This is a genomic window from Oceanospirillum sp., assembly GCF_048265165.1.
Classification (GTDB): domain Bacteria; phylum Pseudomonadota; class Gammaproteobacteria; order Pseudomonadales; family Halomonadaceae; genus Oceanospirillum.
The window spans coordinates 167,884-185,570 of sequence record NZ_JBLXCD010000004.1; the positions used below are offsets into that span (position 1 = coordinate 167,884).

Sequence of the window (17,687 nt, forward strand, 5' to 3'; positions counted from 1 at the left end):
ACGTCTTTCAGGTTTTTCTGTGATGTTTGCTGCCAGTTATACTGATGAGTAGCTGACAGAAACCTTCGCCAGATAACCCTTTCTCTTTTTTTACCGGTATAACGATATGAGCGAGCAAACAAAAACCAATCTACTGGGTTTAACAACACCTCAGATGGAGGCTTTTTTCGATTCTATCGGTGAGAAGCGTTTCCGTACCGCTCAGGTGATGAAGTGGATTCACCATTACGGTGTGGATAACTTTGATGAGATGACTAATTTGAGCAAAGCCCTGCGGGCAAAGCTGAAAGATGTTGCGGAAGTGCGTGGACCAGAAGTTGTTTACCAGGATTTCTCTGATGATGGAACCCGGAAATGGGTTCTGAAGGTTGATGGCGGCAGCTGCATTGAAACTGTGCTGATTCCAATGGATGAGAAACGCCGTACTTTGTGTGTCTCTTCCCAGGTAGGCTGCTCTTTGGATTGTAGTTTTTGCTCTACCGGCAAGCAGGGCTTTCAACGTAATCTGACTCCAGCAGAAATCATTGGTCAGGTTTGGGTTGCGCAGCGCTCCTTTGGCCCACGGACTGATACTAAACAGCGCCCTGTGACCAATGTTGTGATGATGGGGATGGGCGAACCACTGATGAATTTTGAGCCGGTAATGTCCTCTATGCGTCTGATGTTGGATGATATGGGTTATGGTCTGTCTAAGCGTCGTGTGACGTTAAGTACCTCCGGTGTGGTGCCTCAGCTGGAGAAGATGATCGGTCAAATTGATGTTGCCTTGGCAATTTCACTGCATGCGCCAAATGACGAGCTGCGTAACGAACTGGTGCCCATCAACAAAAAGTATCCGATTCATATGCTGCTGGATACCTGTCAGCGCTATCTGGATACCCTGGGGGATAACCGGTCTATAACGATTGAGTACACTCTGATTGCCGGTGTTAATGATCAGCCCCAGCAGGCGGCTCAGTTAGCCAAAGTGTTGCGTAAGCTGGACTGCAAAATCAATCTGATCCCATTTAATCCTTTCCCTAACAATGATTATATGCGCCCAAGTCGCAATGCCATCATGCGTTTTCGAGATGCCCTGATCGATTCCGGTTATGTGGTTACTGTGCGCAGTACCCGTGGCGATGATATTGACGCGGCTTGCGGCCAACTGGTCGGGCAGGTGATGGACAGAACGCGCCGTAGTGCGAAATATGCGGAAAACCTGATTGATTCTGTACAGATTGTTGACGCCGGTCAGAATCAGGATGCAGTCTGATAGATTTGAGCATGTATTCAGCTAGTATTGAGTTTTGTGTGAAACTTGGATTGTTTTAGGTTCTATTATTGCAGGCATAAGGAAGGCCATGGCATTGCAATTTGTGCTAAAGATAAATAGCAGAGTTTGTTTTTCTGCTTATTTGATGATGATATTTATGTGGTCATTGCAGGGCTGTTCTGCGCAACCGGAACAGCCTAAGCTAAATCCATCTTCTATCCAGCAAAGCGTTCATTCTTATACCCAGCTTGGCTTTGCTTATCTTGAGCGTGACAATATTGAGAGATCTAAGCGCGCTTTTTTAAAAGCTCTTAATTTTGACGATAAAGCCTATGATGCGGTGCATGGAATGGCGCTTATCTATCAGAAGGAAGGTGAGATCGAGCTAGCTGAAGAGTACTTTAAAACGGCGTTAAGAGCAGGTGGCTCGTTTTCAGTGGCAAGGAATAACTATGCGGCTTTTCTTTACAGTCAGGGGCGCTACGTTGAGGCTTGCCATCAGCTTGAAATCACCGTAGAAGATACCTTGTATGTAAAACGGCGACTGGCATTTGAGAATCTGGGGTTGTGTCAGCTTCAGCTGAACCAGATCACTAAAGCGGAAACTTCTTTTAAAAGAGCGCTGCAATTAGATCGTAACTCCGCTCGAGCCCTGTTAGAGTTAGCATCTATTAAAGATATGCAAAATTATCCGCAAAACGCTTGGGGTTACCTAAAGAAACATTTGAAAGTTGCCAAAGCATCTGGGCGGAGTTTAATGTTAGGTATCCGACTGGCCGATCAGTTGGGGAAAAACGCAGAACACAGCCGTTATTTACTTGAGTTATCCCGGCTGAAGGAAGCGAATTAAAAAACCAAAACGCTAAAACACTGATACAGAACCGAGACCGCAAGGAACTTATCCGATCATGACCGATACCGTTGCCACTCATGATGATACTCAGTCTGATGCCCCGCTTCCGGAGAATATGCCCGGAGAACAGCTAAAAAAAGGTCGTGAGCGTATGCAGCTCACTACCCGTGAAGTATCTGAAAAACTTAATCTGAAACACTCCTTTGTGACTCAGATTGAAGAAGACAATTACAGCGCTTTACCTGGTACAACCTTTATCCGCGGTTATCTGCGTGCATACGCAAAACTGGTTGGGGTTGAGGCTGAGGCACTGATAGATATTTATAATACAAATTTCAATGAAGAGCCTAAGCCTGAGGAGCGCTATAAGCCGGTTGAGGTTATTAAGCCTCAGAGAAGTTCATCTGACCCTCTGATTAAATATACGACTATCGCGGTTGTTGCCGCTCTGATTGCCTTGTCAATTATATGGTGGCAAAGCCGCAATGGTTCTGAGCCACTGAGCTTGGTGCAGAGCGATACGGTTACGGTTGAGACGTCGGGGGGAGAAACCATTATTGCCCAGATGGACCTGTCTGATACTGACGAAGAGGGTTTGACAGAAGAACCCGCCGTAGTACCTAGTGATACAAACGATGAAGCTGTATCGGAAGACGATCCGGCCATCACAGAAGAGATCGCTGAAGAGCTTCCTTTGACTCAGGAATCAGCGACTGAAGTCGGTGCTTCTGAATCCGGGCCTGAGGCTGTTTCTGTTGAGCCAACGCCGGAAGAAATTGGTCAGGCTGTTTCAATGCAGGCACGCCTGATGATTACTTATACGGAAGAGTGCTGGATTGAGATTACGGATGGCCGGGGTATTCAGGTTGTCTCAAATCTTAAACAGGCTGGAGAAGAATCCGTGGTTGAAGGGGTTCCACCGTTTAAACTGATGATCGGTAATGCTACCGGTGCTGTGGTGAGCTATCAGGGTGAAGAGGTTGATCTTAAACCTCACACCAATCGCAACAATATTGCGCGTTTCACATTAGGCGAGTAAAAGCTGGGTGCAGAACGAGTGATATCAGATTTAAAATAGGAGCATTTGTGCTCCTTTTCCGGTCAGGCTCTGGTCAATTTATTGGCCGGAGCTTTGCTGTTTGTAGAGCAGGCCTTATCTGTTTCGTAAGGCAGTATAGAGTGTTGAGTGCGGCTTAGAGTATTGAGTACGGCCGTTTGTTAAAGAGAGAGGCAATTTCGTGCATTTTGAATCCCCGATCAAGCGCCGTAAGTCCCGTCAGATTATGGTGGGTAATGTCCCTGTTGGTGGTGATGCACCGATCTCCGTGCAGAGTATGACGAACACAGAAACCTGTGATGTAGATGCTACTGTCGGACAAATTCGTCGCCTTGAAGAGGCTGGTGCAGATATTGTGCGTGTTTCTGTGCCCTCGATGGAGGCAGCAGAGGCCTTCGGTAAAATCCGTCGGCAGGTTAATTTGCCTTTGGTGGCGGATATCCATTTTGACTATCGTATTGCGCTAAAAGTAGCTGAACTGGGAGTAGATTGCCTACGAATTAATCCAGGCAATATTGGCAGCGATGACCGTGTTCGTCAGGTGGTTGATGCTGCACGTCATCATGGCATTCCAATCCGCATTGGCGTCAATGCCGGATCCCTGGAAAAAGAGCTGCAGAAAAAATATGGTGAGCCAACACCGGATGCTCTGGTGGAATCTGCTATGCGCCATATTGATATTCTGGACCGACTTAACTTTCAGGAGTTTAAACTGAGCCTGAAAGCTTCTGATGTCTTTATGACGGTGGCCGCATATCGTAAAATTGCCAGCCAGATTGAGCAACCATTGCATCTGGGGATTACTGAGGCCGGTGGTTTGCGGTCGGGAACTGTTAAGTCCTCTGTTGGGTTGGGGATGCTGCTGATGGATGGTATCGGAGATACGGTGCGTGTTTCGCTGGCGGCAGATCCTGTTGAAGAGATTAAAGTCGGCTTTGATATTCTGAAAAGTCTTAAACTGCGCAGCAATGGTATTAACTTTATCGCCTGCCCGAGCTGTTCCCGCCAGAACTTTGATGTGATTGGCGTAATGAACGAACTGGAAACCCGATTGGAAGATGTGCGAACTCCGATTGATGTTGCGGTGATTGGTTGTGTGGTTAATGGTCCGGGTGAAGCTAAAGAAGTGTCCCTGGGGCTGACCGGCGGCTCGCCAAATCTGGTTTATATTGACGGTAAACCTGCTCAGAAATTAGGTAATGATAATCTTGCGGCTGAGCTTGAACAGATGATTCGTGAGCAGGCTCGTCTTAAAGAAGAGGCCGAGGCGCAGCTGATTGCCAAAAGCTGATTTCCGTCTGAATGATCGCTTAAGCTCTGTACTGAGCTTCTTCCGGTATCAGCTTAAAGACGTGCTCTGGGAGAGCAAACTAATATCCTGGTGACGTAGTATCTGATTCAACACGTTGCCAGACCCTTTTAAAGACAAAAGACAGTATTTAGGAAACGATTTTGGCTAAGAAAATTCAGGCTATCCGTGGGATGAATGACATTCTGCCGGAGCAAAGTGCCATCTGGCAGTATCTGGAATCCACCATCGGGAGTCTCCTGAAGCGTTATAGCTATCAGGAGATCCGTATGCCGATTGTTGAGCAAACGGCTCTGTTTAAACGTTCCATTGGTGAAGTCACAGATATTGTCGAAAAGGAGATGTATACCTTTGATGATCGCAATGGCGACAGTCTGACACTTCGTCCCGAAGGTACAGCTAGTTGTGTGCGGGCCGGGGAAGAGCATGGCTTGCTGTATAACCAGATACAACGCCTTTGGTATCAAGGGCCAATGTTCAGGCATGAGCGTCCGCAAAAAGGTCGCTATCGTCAGTTTCATCAGGTCGGTGTAGAAACCTTTGGTATGGCAGGCCCTGATATTGACGCTGAGCTGATTATTCTCAGTGCCCGCTTGTGGAAAGAACTGGGTATCTATGACTCGGTAACCCTGGAGCTGAACTCTCTGGGTTCTGCAGAAGCCCGTTCGGAGTACCGGGCTGCGCTGGTTGAGTTCCTGTCTGCCCGTAAAGATGAGCTGGATGATGATAGTCAGCGTCGCCTGGAAAGCAATCCGATGCGCATTTTGGATAGTAAAGATCCAAACACCCAGGAGTTATTGAATGGCGCGCCTGTATTCGATGATTACATCGATCAGGAATCGAAAGAACATTTTGAGCAGCTCTGTAGCATGCTGAATGCCGCAGGCATTGAATATAAGCTGAATCCGCGCTTGGTTCGTGGCCTAGATTACTACTGTAAAACAGTATTTGAATGGACAACAACGGAACTGGGCTCGCAGGGTACTGTCTGTGCTGGTGGTCGTTACGATGGTTTGGTTGAACAGCTGGGTGGTCGTGCGACCCCGGCGGTTGGTTTTGCCATGGGTATCGAGCGTCTGATTCTGATGCTGCAGACTCTGAATGTGATCCCGGATTATGTCAGCAGCCAGCCACAGATCTTTATTGCAGCTGTTGGAGAAGGCATGGCAACTCACGGTCTTCTGTTGGGTGAAATGCTGCGGGAGAAAACCAGTTATCGCACCCAGATGCACTGCGGTGGTGGTAGTTTTAAGAGTCAAATTAAAAAAGCGGATAAGAGTGGCGCCGTGATTGCTCTGATTCTTGGTGAGAGTGAGGTTGCCAACGGCGAAGTGGCCGTTAAGTTTATGCGTGAAGCCCGGGATCAGGAAACCGTTAGCCTTTCAGGTCTGATTGAGTTTTTGCAGGGGTCCGGGCTGTAATTCCCTGCTAATAATTTTCGACCTAGTCTGAACCCGTTGGGTTTGGAGTTGATTTCAGGATGACATTGTCACAGGAGATATCCGGTGTCTGAACTACGTACCGAAGAAGAACAGATTGAATTGATGAAAAGATGGTGGGCGGATAATGGGAAATCCCTTATTGCCGGCCTGATTCTGGCCGTTGCAGCAGTGGGTGGCTGGAAATGGTGGCAAGCAGATCAGCAGTCAAAAGCTGAGGCTGCATCTTCTGCCTATGAGCAATTGATTGATGTGATGAACAAGCCTGAAATGACAGATGAGGAACGTGCCACTGCTAAGCATTTGGCGGCTACTCTGCAGGCAGAACATGATGGCTCCCTGTATGCTGACTACGCTGCTCTTTTTGAAGCCAAAATTCTGGTTGATGATCAGCAGTATGATGCAGCAGCGGCTGTATTGAGAAAGCTGAATACTGAAACTGAAAGCGTGCTGATTAAGGAAATCTCAGGTGTTCGCCAGGCCCAGGTTCTTTGGCAGCAAGGTGAAAACCAGCAAGCCCTGGATCTTCTGAATGCACTGAAAACAGATGCTTACACGGGTAATGCCGAAGAGTTGAAAGGCGATATTCTGACCGAAATGGACGACAAAGATGCAGCCCGGACTGCTTATGAGAAGGCCAAAGCTGCCTTCAATGCATCTGGTGTTGCACGCCCGGTTATTGATATGAAACTGGCAGATCTGGGAGCCTGATATGTTGCGCTGGCTGACACCGGTTCTGGCTTTACTCCTGACAGCTTGCGGCAGTTTGCCTGAGCCTCAGTACCCACCTAAGGATCTGGCTGATTTTGATGAGCAGGTTGAACTGGATATTGTCTGGCAAGACTTTGCGGGGAAAGGGCCTGGTGAGCTGGGTTATATGTTGCCGCCGGTTGTTTCTGGTGGAAATATTTATGCGATTGACCGTGAGGGTAACCTTAAGGCCTGGAAGGCTGAAACCGGGACACCCCTTTGGGCTGCAGATCTTGATGCGGGAGCCAGTTCTGGCCTGAGTTATAATCAGGGTCAGCTTTATTTTGGCACCCAGAATGGTGAAGTCATTGCGCTCTCGGCCAGTGGGGGCGAGATATTGTGGCGTACTCGCCTCGCTACGCAGATTATGACACCACCACAGGTGAATCACGCCAGCCGGCAACTGGTTGTTCAGACCGCCGGTGGCAAGGTTTCAGCGCTGGATGAGCTTACGGGACGTATTCTTTGGAGCTATGAAAGCTCAGAGCCTCTGCTGACCCTTCATGGTACAGCGACCCCTTTAGTTGTGCCTTCAGCAACGTTTGCAGGTTTCGCAAATGGGCGTGTTGTCGCACTGGATAACCGCAATGGTCAGCTAGCCTGGGATGTTCGGGCGGCGGTGCCATCTGGGCGTACCGATATTGAGCGTCTGGTTGATGTTGATGCTCAGCCGTTGCTGACAAGTAAGGGTATGTTGGTTGTGACCAGTTACCAGGGGCGCCTGATCGCACTGGACCCATCCAGTGGTCGTGGTATCTGGGAGCGGAAAGACTCGAGCTTTTATCCGGCCGTAGAGGGCTTTGGTAATGTTCTCTATGTTGATGAAGGCAGCAATATTGTCGCACTGGACGCGCGTACAGGTGGTGTGCTTTGGAATCAGGATGCGCTGAGTGGCCGCAGACTGACAGCACCTGTTATCTGGGGAGATACCCTGGCTGTAGGGGATTATGATGGCTATATTCATCTTATCTCCCTGACAGAAGGGCATGTGGTTGGGCGTATTGCTGCCGATGCCAGCGGTATTGAGCAGCCTCTGATTGCCACAGAAAAAACATTATACGCTGTAGCGGTTAACGGTCGCCTTATGGCGATTGAACGTCAGTAAAAACGGGAAGCTTCGGGCTTTCCCTAGCTGTGGTTTATAGCGCAGCAGCGTGACATTTTTTGTGTGCTTGGCACACTTGTTGAAGAACTGAAGATACCTGAATGAATCCTGTTATTGCCCTGGTGGGCCGCCCTAATGTGGGCAAATCAACACTGTTTAACCGTCTGACCCGTAGCCGTGATGCACTGGTTGCTGACTTTGCTGGCCTGACCCGTGACCGCAAATATGGTGAGGGTAAAGTCGGCGGTAAGCCTTATATTGTAATTGATACAGGCGGTATCAGTGGCGATGAAAATGGTATCGACTCGGCGATGGCCGGTCAGTCCTTACTGGCGATTGAAGAGGCTGATATCGTCTTGTTTCTGGTGGATGGGCGCGCTGGTTTAACCGTTGCAGACCAGATGATCGCGCAGCACTTACGGGAAAAGGGTAAGGATGCCTGGCTGATCGTTAATAAGACCGATGGTGCTGACCCAGATGTAATTGTTGCTGAGTTTTATGCTCTGGGAATGGAACGCAGTCCGATTGCAATTGCAGCGGCCCATGGTCGTAACGTCACGGCAATGATCCAGCATATTCTTGACCCCTTCCCCGAGCCGAATGAGGAAGAGGATGAGCTGCATGATCAGCTTAAACATAAAGGTGTGCGCATTGGGGTTATTGGTCGCCCGAATGTAGGTAAATCGACATTGGTTAATCGCATTCTGGGTGAGGAACGGGTGGTTGTTTACGACCAGCCGGGAACAACACGGGATGCGATCTCTATCCCGTTCGAAAGGGATGGGCAGGAATATACTCTTATTGATACAGCAGGTATCCGGCGCCGTAAAAATGTGACCGAGATAGCTGAAAAATTTTCCATCATTAAGACATTGGAAGCTGTTCGGGAGTGTAATGTTGCTGTAATGGTTATTGATGCCCGTACCGGGATCGTAGAGCAGGATCTACATTTGCTGGACTTTGTGCTGCAAAGTGGACGGGCCCTGGTCATTGCAGTGAATAAGTGGGACGGTCTGGACGTCGATGTAAAAGATAAAATCAAAGAGGATGTAGATCGTCGTCTCGGTTTTGTGAACTATGCTGATGTTCATTTTATCTCAGCATTGCACGGTACTGGTGTTGGGCACCTGTATAAGTCGATCAATAATGCCTTTCAATCCGCCATGAGCCACTGGCAGACTAATCGCTTGACTACAATTCTGGAGGACGTGGTTAAGGAGCATCAGCCGCCTATTGTTCGTGGTCGCCGTATCAAATTGCGTTATGCGCACCAAGGTGGCAAAAACCCGCCAATTATTGTTGTACACGGTAGTCAGACAGACTCGATCCCTGAAAGTTATAAGCGTTATCTGACCAACACTTTCCGCAAGGTTTTAAAGGTTAAAGGGACGCCGATTCGTTTTGAGTTCCGCTCAGGTCATAACCCTTACGATAACAGTGATAAGGATGATCGTCAGAAAGCGAAAGATCGCCAGTTGAATCTGACGAAAGAAGCGCGTACCGAACGTAAGAGCCGCCGCTGATACTTTACGCGCTCGTGCGGTACGAAAAGGTACGTGTTCGCAGGTAGTCAGAAAAGGTATTTCTCGAGAGACCCCTAGTCATTGGATATCCAGTATTAGGGGTTATTTTTAGCCTTAGGTTTAAACTTAGTAATATTCGCCATCGGGATCAACCAGAGTGATTTGCTCTGTTTCAATCAGGCGCTCCACCAGTGCAAAGAAGTCAGTATAAGCGCGTAGGGCTTCTACCGGTTTGATGGGTTGGTTGTAGAGTACATCGGTTTGGATTGCCTGTCGGTTCCGTTTGGTGGTATGAGTCATCAGGCGGTTTTCCAGTTTGCTGCCCTTAACTGTACGCATAATATCCACTAATTGATCACGTGAGGCGGTATGCATCAGCATTTGCATACTTTTGCTATCCATATGAGTTAGTGTGGACAGAAGTTTTCGGCCAAGATGGATAAAATTCGGCTCACCCTGTGACTGGGGCGGATTCAGGCCCAGTTGTTCATCCAGTTTGGAAATCAGTTCTATAGCATGGATCAGTTCCAGCTGGACAGAGTAGAAATCCTTACTGACTTTATAGCGATGTTCACCCAGTGTGAATACTTCAAAACTCATGCGGTTACTCCTGATAAAACCAGTACAGCTTAATTAAATAAGGATTGGGCCAGAGGTTTTTGTGGGTGCAGCGGCCTTCTTTTTCTGCAGCGCTTTGACCACTTCGATGACCAGTTGAGCTGTTTTACGTGCATCAGCAGGCGTAATCTGTTGCGGTTTGGCAGGCTTTAGTTTTTCCCGCATAGGTTCAGGCACTAACTTGTTAAATTTAGCCAGCAGGCTGGTTTCAGACATCTCTTCGCATATAAACCAGAGTTTAGCCAGCTGACGGGGCGGAACTTGCTTAAAGACTGCGAACAGGGCTTTTTCAGGAAAACTGTCTAGTTTTTTCAGGAGCTGGCGGATAAAGGCCGCATCCGTGCTTGAAGGGAGTGCTGCAGGCGTCGCATCAGCGTTGTCCTTGATATTCATGCGCGGAGGGCGAATTTCACCCTCATCGGCCATACGCTCGATCGTACGTATCAACCCCTGAATTCGCTCGTTGACTTCCCATAGGGGTTTCAGAGGTAGTTTTTCAGCACTCTGAGTCAAACGGTCGATCTCTCTGCGCCCCAAGGCGCCTTCAAGCTTAGTCAGCAAGCTGTCCATATGTTTATTTTGAGCCACACGATAAAGGAGGGTGAAGTCAAACTCCCGTAAAAGCAGCTCAAGCTCGTTGTCGTTGAACTGTTCAAGATGGGCTAAAGCAGGCTGGAGTCTTTGAAACTGGGCACGAGCCTCCTCCCAGCGCGATTTTGGGTGCAGGGCAAACTGTTCAACCTGGGCCACCAAGGCGTCGCGCATTTCCTGACAGAATTTTTCCGAGAGGAGTAACTGACTTTCTGCCAGTTGAATCTCTAATCTGTGTCCGGACACAGGTTTCACCTTGATCTGCATCTGTTTCTTCCTACCGCTGAGTCGTTGGACTTATTTTGCCATGGAGATGGCCAGATATGCACCTGCTAATCTCTTCATCTTAAGGGCATCTTATCATTTCTGCACTTTTCGTAACGATGTTCTGTGCTGTGTGGGTGTTTTATTCGTTTTACCGGCCGCGAATTAATGGCGAATATTGGGGATTTACAAGTGCCTGTGTGTTCAGGGAGGGTATTACTGGTAGGTCAGAGGGGGATTCGTTAGAATTACGCCCTTGTTTTTTAACACACAGTTTTCAACGCGCCCTGTTTCACTGCGCGTATCTATTTGCGGATTTTAAGTACTATGTTAGAAGTCAACCCGATCAATAACCTCATTAAGGACCTGTCTGAGCGGACAGATGTTCTTAGGGGGTATCTTTGACTACGCTGAGAAGAAAGACCGTTTAGAAGAGGTAAACCGCGAGCTGGAGCAGCCAGAAGTCTGGAATGAGCCGGAGCGGGCTCAGGCTTTGGGTAAAGAGCGAGCAGGTCTGGAATTGGTGGTCGAGACGATCGATAATCTGGATACAGGGCTTGTGGATGCCCGTGACTTGCTGGATATGGCGGTTGAAGAAGATGATGAAGCTACCGCAGAAGAGGTCCAGAGTGAGCTGGATGACCTGAAAGCTCAGCTCGAAAAATTAGAGTTCCGCCGGATGTTCTCCGGTGAGATGGATGAAAGCAACGCATATCTGGATATCCAGTCCGGTTCAGGTGGTACTGAGGCCCAGGACTGGGCCAATATGATGCTGCGTATGTTCCTGCGTTGGGGTGATGCCCATGGTTTTAAAACTGAGCTGATTGAAGTGTCCGCCGGTGAAGTTGCAGGTATTAAGAGTGCGACGGTGCGCTTTGAAGGTGAATACGCTTATGGTTGGTTGCGTACGGAAACTGGTGTGCATCGTCTGGTACGTAAATCACCGTTTGATTCCGGTGGTCGCCGTCATACCTCTTTCTCTTCAGTGTTTGTGGCGCCTGAAATTGATGACAGTTTTGAAGTCGATATCAATCCGGCGGATTTGCGTATCGATACCTACCGCTCCTCCGGTGCTGGTGGTCAGCATGTTAACACCACGGATTCTGCGGTACGTATTACCCATGAGCCAACCAATGTCGTGGTGTCCTGTCAGACTGAACGCTCACAGCATGCGAACAAAGACCGTGCGATGAAGCAGCTGAAGGCAAAACTGTATGAGCTTGAGATGCAGAAGCGCAATGCTGAGAAGCAGGCTCTGGAAGATACCAAGTCTGATATTGGCTGGGGTAGTCAGATTCGCTCCTATGTATTGGATGACTCCCGCATTAAGGATCTGCGTACTGGTGTTGAAAACCGTAATACTCAGGCCGTTCTTGATGGTGACCTGGATCGCTTTATCGAAGCGAGCCTGAAGCAGGGGCTGTAACACAGGTTACAGCCTTTGCCGCAAAAGATGAGAGCACCGCTCTGCCGGTGCTGCATAATTCGATTGACCTATGTTTTGGATGATAAAGACCCATGGCTACAGAACAGCAGCAAGACACTCCCTTAGATAGCGCGGCAGCGGCAGCTGAAGAAAATAAGCTGATCGCAGAGCGTCGTGCCAAACTGGCTGAGCGTCGCGAAAAAGGCAACGCCTTCCCGAATACCTTTCGCCGTGATGCTTTGGCATCTGAACTACAGGCTGAGCTGGGGGATAAGGACAAGGGGGAGCTTGAAGAGCTGGACCGTAAGGCGTCTGTTGCCGGTCGTATTATGCGTATGCGTGGGCCTTTTATCGTCATTCAGGATATGAGCAGCCAGATTCAGCTGTATGTGGATAAGAAGAATCTGCCGGAAGAGGTTCGTGCGGATATCAAGAGCTGGGACTTTGGTGACATCGTGGGTGCATCCGGCCCGGTTCATAAGTCCGGTAAAGGTGATCTGTATGTTTACATTGAAAAGTGTGAGTTGCTGACTAAGTCTCTGCGTCCGCTGCCGGATAAGTTCCACGGTCTGACCGATCAGGAGATGCGCTACCGTCAGCGTTATGTTGATCTGATTATGAATCAGGAATCCCGCAAGGCGTTTGAGATTCGCGCTAAAGTGGTTAGTGGTATCCGTAACTACCTGAGTCAGCGTGGCTATATGGAAGCAGAAACTCCGATGCTGCAGGTGATTCCGGGTGGTGCAACGGCACGTCCGTTTATAACCCATCACAATGCACTGGATCGTGATATGTTCCTGCGTATCGCACCAGAGTTGTACCTGAAGCGACTGGTTGTTGGTGGCTTTGAAAAAGTTTTTGAGATCAACCGTAACTTCCGTAACGAAGGTCTTTCAACCCGTCATAATCCTGAGTTCACTATGCTGGAGTTCTATGAAGCATATGCGGACTATAAGGACTTGATGGATCTGACCGAAGATATGCTGCGCACCATCGCTCAGGATGTACTGGGTGATACTGTGGTTCAGTATCAGGAAGATACCTACGACTTCGGTAAGCCGTTTGAGCGCATGACCATGATCGAAGCGATCCTGAAGCATGCCCCTCAGATCAGCGAAGAAAGCCTGCAGGATCTGGAGTCTGCCAAGCAGGTTGCAGGGTCTCTGAAGATCGAGGTTAAACCGATTTGGGGTCTGGGCAAGTTGCACACCGAGATCTTTGAAGAAGTGGCTGAACACAAGCTGATGCAGCCGACCTTCATTACAGAATACCCGGCTGAGGTTTCTCCTCTGGCGCGCCGTAGCGACCATAACGCATTTGTGACGGATCGTTTTGAGTTCTTTGTTGGTGGTCGTGAGATTGCCAACGGCTTTTCGGAGCTTAATGATGCGGAAGATCAGGCTGAGCGTTTTGAACAGCAGGTTGCTGAGAAAGATGCCGGTGATGATGAAGCGATGTATTATGATCAGGATTATATCCGGGCATTGGAGTATGGTCTGCCACCAACGGCCGGTGAAGGTATCGGTATCGACCGTCTGGTGATGCTGTTCACCAATGCGCCGTCGATCCGTGATGTACTTCTGTTCCCGCATATGAGACCAGAAGCGGATTCTAAGTAATTCCTAACCCCGGTATCTTCTCTGGTTGCCGGGGTTTTATCTATCTCTTTTTTTATCTATTTCTTATTTTATTTATCCCTGGAAGGTCGGGGCGTTACCGGAAAGATAAGTAACTTTCGGTTTATTTTGAGCCCGCTTATTTTAGCTAAGTGCGGCTGAATGATTTTTTTCAGGTTCGTATGAACTGTCTGGAGATACACAATGAAAATGCTGAATCGTTCTGCAATGACTGTAAAACTGACTCAGGAGTTTGTTGATTGGATTAACAATCTTGATGATGGCAGTGAGCCTCTGACGCTGTCAGATGTTAACGAAGAAGCAACGGTTTACCTGATTCCTGAGATTGAGGATGAAGAGCAGCTGCGTGAGATGACTCAGGAATTTTGGCTGAATATTCTGGAGAATGAACTGAAATCCTGGGAGGATGATGAATCCTCATGGCCAGAGCTGACAGTGGAACTGTTTGAGAAGTTTATTGATCTATCACCGGCTGTCATGGTGTTTGATCTGGACTATGAAAACGGGCTGAAGTCCGCCAGTATTGATGACCTGGAAGATACTGCGGGTTAAGACCAGCATAGATATTAGAGGGAGCTAAAACCATGTCCAACGGAATACTGTTAGGGGTGGTTCTGCCAGCAGCTCTTTTTATTATCATGCTTGGGATGGGAATGACGTTACGGTCTGCTGATTTTGGCCGTGTTTTTACCTTTCCTCGTGCGGTACTGACAGGCTTAACAGGTCAGATGCTGTTTGTACCTCTGCTTGCTTTTGGTGTGGTGACTCTGTTCCAGCTACCGCCGGAACTGGCGGTGGGTCTGATGGTGCTTTCTTTTGCGCCGGGCGGGGCAACGTCCAATATGATGACCTTCCTGAGCCAGGGAGATGTCGCCCTTTCGATTACCCTTACCGCTTTTGCCTCAGTTATTACCCCCTTTACGATGCCGCTGCTGACCCAGCTGACCTTGGATTACTGGTTGGGCTCGTCTCAGTCCATTGAGCTACCGATTGCTCAAACTATGCTGCGCCTGTTTGTTATTACGGTTGTACCTGTTTCCATTGGCATGTGGCTGCATGCTAAAAAGCCTGAATTGAGCCAAAAACTAGCGAAGGTGGTCAAGCCGCTTTCTATCAGTTTTCTGGCGATGGTTATTATCGGAATTGTGACAAAACACTGGACTCAGATGCCGGATTTTCTGGCGGCTGTCGGTTGGCCTGTGATTGCCCTCAATAGTTTGGCACTTTGTTTAGGTTATCTGTTTGCCCGGGTTAATGGCTTGAATGCACCTCAGCAGCTGACGATTGGTATTGAAGTGGGTGTTCAGAATGGAGGGACGGCCCTGTTGGTTACAGGGGGGATTCTGGGTAGCAGTCTGATGTCTGTGCCGCCGGTGATCTACGGAATCCTCATGTGGGGCCCGAGTATGTTATTTGGTCTTTGGTGGGGTAAAAGAATACTGAGTGCCTCCCAGACTGCAGCGGAGCAAGGGTAGCTAGTGCGATGACTGCTTTGAAGTCTTCATCCTCACTTGGCCGTTGGCTGGGGCTGGCAGGTATTGCCGGAGATGAAAATAAGAAGGCAAAACGCTGGGCGCAATGGCTAGAATGGCCGATGTTATTTCTTGCTTTGTGGATGCTGATCACTTGGTACTTAAGCCTGACGGAAGAGATCAACCCACGTCTTCATCATATCAGCGACATTATCATCTGGTTGTTTTTTTTAGCAGAGACAACGCTATTAACTCTTTTAGCAGACCGTAAGTTACGCTATCTGAGAACAAACTGGATGAACCTGGTCATTTTGGTACTGGGGCTGCCCATTCTTTGGGGAGACAGCTCTATGATCAGTGTTCTCAGAATGCTGAGGATTGTCCTGATCTTGTCTTTGCTGATGCCTATGGGGTCAACAGTCCATGCTATATTGGCTCGTAACAACCTGGGTACAACGCTTTTGGTCAGTGCGGTTTTTGTTGGCCTTTCCGGAACCCTGATCTCAATTATTGATCCTGCTATTGATACTCCCTGGAATGGTATCTGGTGGGCTTTAGTGACGATCACAACAGTGGGATATGGCGATATTGTACCCATCAGTCCAGCGGGCAAGTTGGTGGGAGCATTTCTGATTCTTCTGGGAATTGGCCTTTTCTCTTTACTGACAGCTAGCTTTTCCGTCTACTTTCTGTCCAGAGAAGAGGAAGAGGTTACCGATAAGGAGTCGGAGCTACTGGGCAGGATTGATCGTGTAGAAGTCCGGTTGGAGCGCCTTGAGGGAAATATTAGTCGTATGATGGAGTTTCAGCGTCAGATTTTGCATGAGTACGAGCGTGAAAAGAGCACGAAAAAGCCATTGAAATAACCGGGGATTTAACAGCTTAATACCGGTAAACCCCAGGCAATCAGGTGCTTACCTGATTGTTCGGCCCATAAAGGGATCTCTTTCTATCTATATTTAATCACCGTCTAAATCGTCAAAATCGTAGTAGTCACTAATATTTCGCTGTAGCATTTTTTGCTCAAGGCGATCTTCGATGATGCGGCGTTTATCTTGCGACGTTGCATGCTTACTGAGTTCCCTTTCTTCATCATCCTTTAAAATAGCATCGTCAGTGTCATCAAAAATATCATCGGTATCATCAAAGGATACGTCTTCACGGCCCATTGATAAGTCTCTCCAGAAAAAAAGGTTGATTTTCCATGCTTATATAGACGGAAAATTATTTCTGGTAAAGAAAAAATTAAAGCCGGGATAAAAAAGCTGAATTCCTGCTGTGAAAGTACTACTTCATAATAAAAGTACTACACCACAATAAAAGTGTTATTCCACAATAAAGGCATCTTCGATATCTTTCGCTTCAAAAGCTTCAGGAACCTTAAAGGCTGATGCCGGAATAGTTAAGGTTTGTACATCCGTGAGCCGGTATTCGTCTGCAGCACTGATGGGATAAGTGCGCTCAATAGAGACTGGCAGCTGGTTTTTGCTATTCATCACAAAAAGCAGCTCGGTGGTATCGCCAGGGTTGAGCTGCTGGTGTACGCCGCTGGAAAAATTATGAAAGGACTCAAGCGTGTTCATGGCGCTGTCAGGGATGCCAACATCTGACGATTTAGTAACACATAACCTAGCCTGAGTCTCACCATTCACCAAAGCTTCGATCATTTGACAGGTATAGCCGTTAATCTCTTGCTCTTTATTCATGGGCTGATATTCAACAAGCTGTTTTTTAGGTGCCTGAGCCAGCTGTTGAATCTGCTCCAGAATCATTGCCATTTGCTCTTTTTCTTCTGCATTGGCAACTTTCATTCCCGCTTTCAATTCTGCCATTATGGCACGGCGGGTCACCTCTATCTGCTCGGAGAGGCTTTCCAGAGTTTCGCGATCAAGAATGCTATAACTGCGTTTATCGCTGTCCACCAGTGTCATATGCTGTCGCTGAACATCAAATAGCATAAAAAACTCAGGTGCCATCGGGTTTTCAAAGCGAATAAAGTTCTCGCTGACCAGAATAGTACTGCGGTGCTCAGGATTGGCCTGGGACTGATATGTCAGGCTGGTATCAGCCTGGGCCAGGGAGCTAAAGCTGAGTGTTAATGCTGCACCCAAATGGGTAAAAAAAGTACGAATTTTCATAAAGCCAACTAATCCTTGAATATGTAACGCAATGAAATGCCGGTAGAAAATCCTTGTACCGATATTTGCTTAAACTGAAACGTGTTTGCATCTCATTAGAACGATTTAGAGCAAGCCGGATGACGCTTGGTAATGCCTGAACCCAGTGTATGTTACTGTAAATAGCCAATATACTTAAGTGGGAAATAGCGTACTTTAGTAAGCTGGTATGCAATTTTATACTCAGGGTTTGTGGTGATAGCCTTCACTG

At 48.1% G+C, this 17,687-nt stretch carries 17 protein-coding genes; 13 read left to right on the forward strand and 4 right to left on the reverse strand.

Annotation, left to right across the window (positions count from 1 at the left end):
• Positions 1-106: 106 nt before the first annotated feature.
• The 8 genes from rlmN to der all read left to right on the forward strand — a co-directional run bounded on the left by rlmN (position 107) and on the right by der (position 9,291).
• Positions 107-1,255 (forward strand): 23S rRNA (adenine(2503)-C(2))-methyltransferase RlmN, encoded by a 1,149-nt coding sequence (rlmN, locus tag ACN0R8_RS10325; RefSeq protein ID WP_417597087.1) that lies wholly within the window; start codon positions 107-109, stop codon positions 1,253-1,255.
• A gap of 88 nt (positions 1,256-1,343) precedes the next feature.
• Positions 1,344-2,105: a type IV pilus biogenesis/stability protein PilW gene (pilW, locus tag ACN0R8_RS10330; RefSeq protein ID WP_417597089.1), complete on the forward strand. Its 762-nt coding sequence runs from the start codon at positions 1,344-1,346 to the stop codon at positions 2,103-2,105.
• 58 nt (positions 2,106-2,163) lie between these two features.
• Complete coding sequence (locus ACN0R8_RS10335; RefSeq protein WP_417597091.1) at positions 2,164-3,147, forward strand: RodZ domain-containing protein; 984 nt, start codon at positions 2,164-2,166, stop codon at positions 3,145-3,147.
• A 199-nt stretch (positions 3,148-3,346) separates the two neighbouring features.
• Complete coding sequence (ispG, locus tag ACN0R8_RS10340; protein WP_417597093.1) at positions 3,347-4,456, forward strand: flavodoxin-dependent (E)-4-hydroxy-3-methylbut-2-enyl-diphosphate synthase; 1,110 nt, start codon at positions 3,347-3,349, stop codon at positions 4,454-4,456.
• 161 nt (positions 4,457-4,617) lie between these two features.
• Entirely contained in the window at positions 4,618-5,895 is a 1,278-nt protein-coding gene (gene hisS / locus ACN0R8_RS10345) for a histidine--tRNA ligase (RefSeq protein ID WP_417597095.1), read from the forward strand.
• Positions 5,896-5,979: 84 nt separating this feature from the next.
• Positions 5,980-6,624 (forward strand): YfgM family protein, encoded by a 645-nt coding sequence (locus ACN0R8_RS10350; protein WP_417597097.1) that lies wholly within the window; start codon positions 5,980-5,982, stop codon positions 6,622-6,624.
• Position 6,625: 1 nt separating this feature from the next.
• Positions 6,626-7,768 carry an outer membrane protein assembly factor BamB gene (bamB, locus tag ACN0R8_RS10355; protein ID WP_417597099.1) on the forward strand — a complete coding sequence of 381 codons (1,143 nt, stop codon included), beginning with the start codon at positions 6,626-6,628 and terminating at the stop codon, positions 7,766-7,768.
• 101 nt (positions 7,769-7,869) lie between these two features.
• On the forward strand, positions 7,870-9,291 hold the full coding sequence (gene der / locus ACN0R8_RS10360) for a ribosome biogenesis GTPase Der (RefSeq protein WP_417597101.1): 1,422 nt from the start codon (positions 7,870-7,872) through the stop codon (positions 9,289-9,291).
• Positions 9,292-9,417: 126 nt separating this feature from the next.
• Here der and ACN0R8_RS10365 read toward each other — a convergent pair whose 3' ends face one another.
• A complete protein-coding gene (locus tag ACN0R8_RS10365; protein ID WP_417597103.1) occupies positions 9,418-9,891 on the reverse strand; it encodes a FliG C-terminal domain-containing protein in 474 nt (157 codons plus the stop codon).
• 33 nt (positions 9,892-9,924) lie between these two features.
• Positions 9,925-10,746 carry a hypothetical protein gene (locus ACN0R8_RS10370; RefSeq protein WP_417597105.1) on the reverse strand — a complete coding sequence of 274 codons (822 nt, stop codon included), beginning with the start codon at positions 10,744-10,746 and terminating at the stop codon, positions 9,925-9,927.
• 345 nt (positions 10,747-11,091) lie between these two features.
• Here ACN0R8_RS10370 and prfB point away from each other — a divergent pair.
• The 5 genes from prfB (at position 11,092) to ACN0R8_RS10395 (ending at position 16,165) form a co-directional block, all read left to right on the forward strand.
• Positions 11,092-12,190, forward strand: a protein-coding gene (prfB, locus tag ACN0R8_RS10375; RefSeq protein WP_417597107.1) for a peptide chain release factor 2 whose coding sequence is annotated in 2 segments (ribosomal slippage) — positions 11,092-11,166 and positions 11,168-12,190 — 1,098 coding nt in all. Because the reading frame shifts where the segments join, the coding sequence is not laid out codon by codon here.
• A gap of 92 nt (positions 12,191-12,282) precedes the next feature.
• The gene (gene lysS, locus ACN0R8_RS10380; protein ID WP_417597110.1) at positions 12,283-13,809 is read left to right on the forward strand and encodes a lysine--tRNA ligase; all 1,527 of its coding nucleotides are present in this window, start codon (positions 12,283-12,285) and stop codon (positions 13,807-13,809) included.
• Positions 13,810-14,010: 201 nt separating this feature from the next.
• Positions 14,011-14,379 carry a hypothetical protein gene (locus ACN0R8_RS10385; RefSeq protein WP_417597112.1) on the forward strand — a complete coding sequence of 123 codons (369 nt, stop codon included), beginning with the start codon at positions 14,011-14,013 and terminating at the stop codon, positions 14,377-14,379.
• Between the two features lie 32 nt (positions 14,380-14,411).
• Positions 14,412-15,302: a bile acid:sodium symporter family protein gene (locus tag ACN0R8_RS10390; protein WP_417597114.1), complete on the forward strand. Its 891-nt coding sequence runs from the start codon at positions 14,412-14,414 to the stop codon at positions 15,300-15,302.
• An 8-nt stretch (positions 15,303-15,310) separates the two neighbouring features.
• Entirely contained in the window at positions 15,311-16,165 is an 855-nt protein-coding gene (locus ACN0R8_RS10395; RefSeq protein WP_417597116.1) for a potassium channel family protein, read from the forward strand.
• Positions 16,166-16,258: 93 nt separating this feature from the next.
• Here the strand turns inward: ACN0R8_RS10395 and ACN0R8_RS10400 are convergent, their stop codons facing one another.
• Both ACN0R8_RS10400 and ACN0R8_RS10405 read right to left on the reverse strand, forming a co-directional pair.
• The gene (locus tag ACN0R8_RS10400; RefSeq protein WP_417597118.1) at positions 16,259-16,468 is read right to left on the reverse strand and encodes a PA3496 family putative envelope integrity protein; all 210 of its coding nucleotides are present in this window, start codon (positions 16,466-16,468) and stop codon (positions 16,259-16,261) included.
• A gap of 156 nt (positions 16,469-16,624) precedes the next feature.
• Positions 16,625-17,437 (reverse strand): hypothetical protein, encoded by an 813-nt coding sequence (locus ACN0R8_RS10405; RefSeq protein WP_417597120.1) that lies wholly within the window; start codon positions 17,435-17,437, stop codon positions 16,625-16,627.
• Positions 17,438-17,687 lie beyond the last annotated feature (250 nt).

Excerpts from the sequence above, each read along its gene's own strand:
- ACN0R8_RS10405 (WP_417597120.1), bottom strand. The coding sequence starts at position 17,437 with ATGAAAATTCGTACTTTTTTTACCCATTTGGGTGCAGCATTAACACTC.
- der (WP_417597101.1), top strand. The coding sequence starts at position 7,870 with ATGAATCCTGTTATTGCCCTGGTGGGCCGCCCTAATGTGGGCAAATCA.
- bamB (WP_417597099.1), top strand. The coding sequence starts at position 6,626 with ATGTTGCGCTGGCTGACACCGGTTCTGGCTTTACTCCTGACAGCTTGC.
- ACN0R8_RS10385 (WP_417597112.1), top strand. The coding sequence starts at position 14,011 with ATGAAAATGCTGAATCGTTCTGCAATGACTGTAAAACTGACTCAGGAG.
- ACN0R8_RS10395 (WP_417597116.1), top strand. The coding sequence starts at position 15,311 with ATGACTGCTTTGAAGTCTTCATCCTCACTTGGCCGTTGGCTGGGGCTG.
- ACN0R8_RS10400 (WP_417597118.1), bottom strand. The coding sequence starts at position 16,468 with ATGGGCCGTGAAGACGTATCCTTTGATGATACCGATGATATTTTTGAT.
- rlmN (WP_417597087.1), top strand. The coding sequence starts at position 107 with ATGAGCGAGCAAACAAAAACCAATCTACTGGGTTTAACAACACCTCAG.
- ACN0R8_RS10390 (WP_417597114.1), top strand. The coding sequence starts at position 14,412 with ATGTCCAACGGAATACTGTTAGGGGTGGTTCTGCCAGCAGCTCTTTTT.
- lysS (WP_417597110.1), top strand. The coding sequence starts at position 12,283 with ATGGCTACAGAACAGCAGCAAGACACTCCCTTAGATAGCGCGGCAGCG.
- ACN0R8_RS10365 (WP_417597103.1), bottom strand. The coding sequence starts at position 9,891 with ATGAGTTTTGAAGTATTCACACTGGGTGAACATCGCTATAAAGTCAGT.
- ACN0R8_RS10335 (WP_417597091.1), top strand. The coding sequence starts at position 2,164 with ATGACCGATACCGTTGCCACTCATGATGATACTCAGTCTGATGCCCCG.
- pilW (WP_417597089.1), top strand. The coding sequence starts at position 1,344 with ATGGCATTGCAATTTGTGCTAAAGATAAATAGCAGAGTTTGTTTTTCT.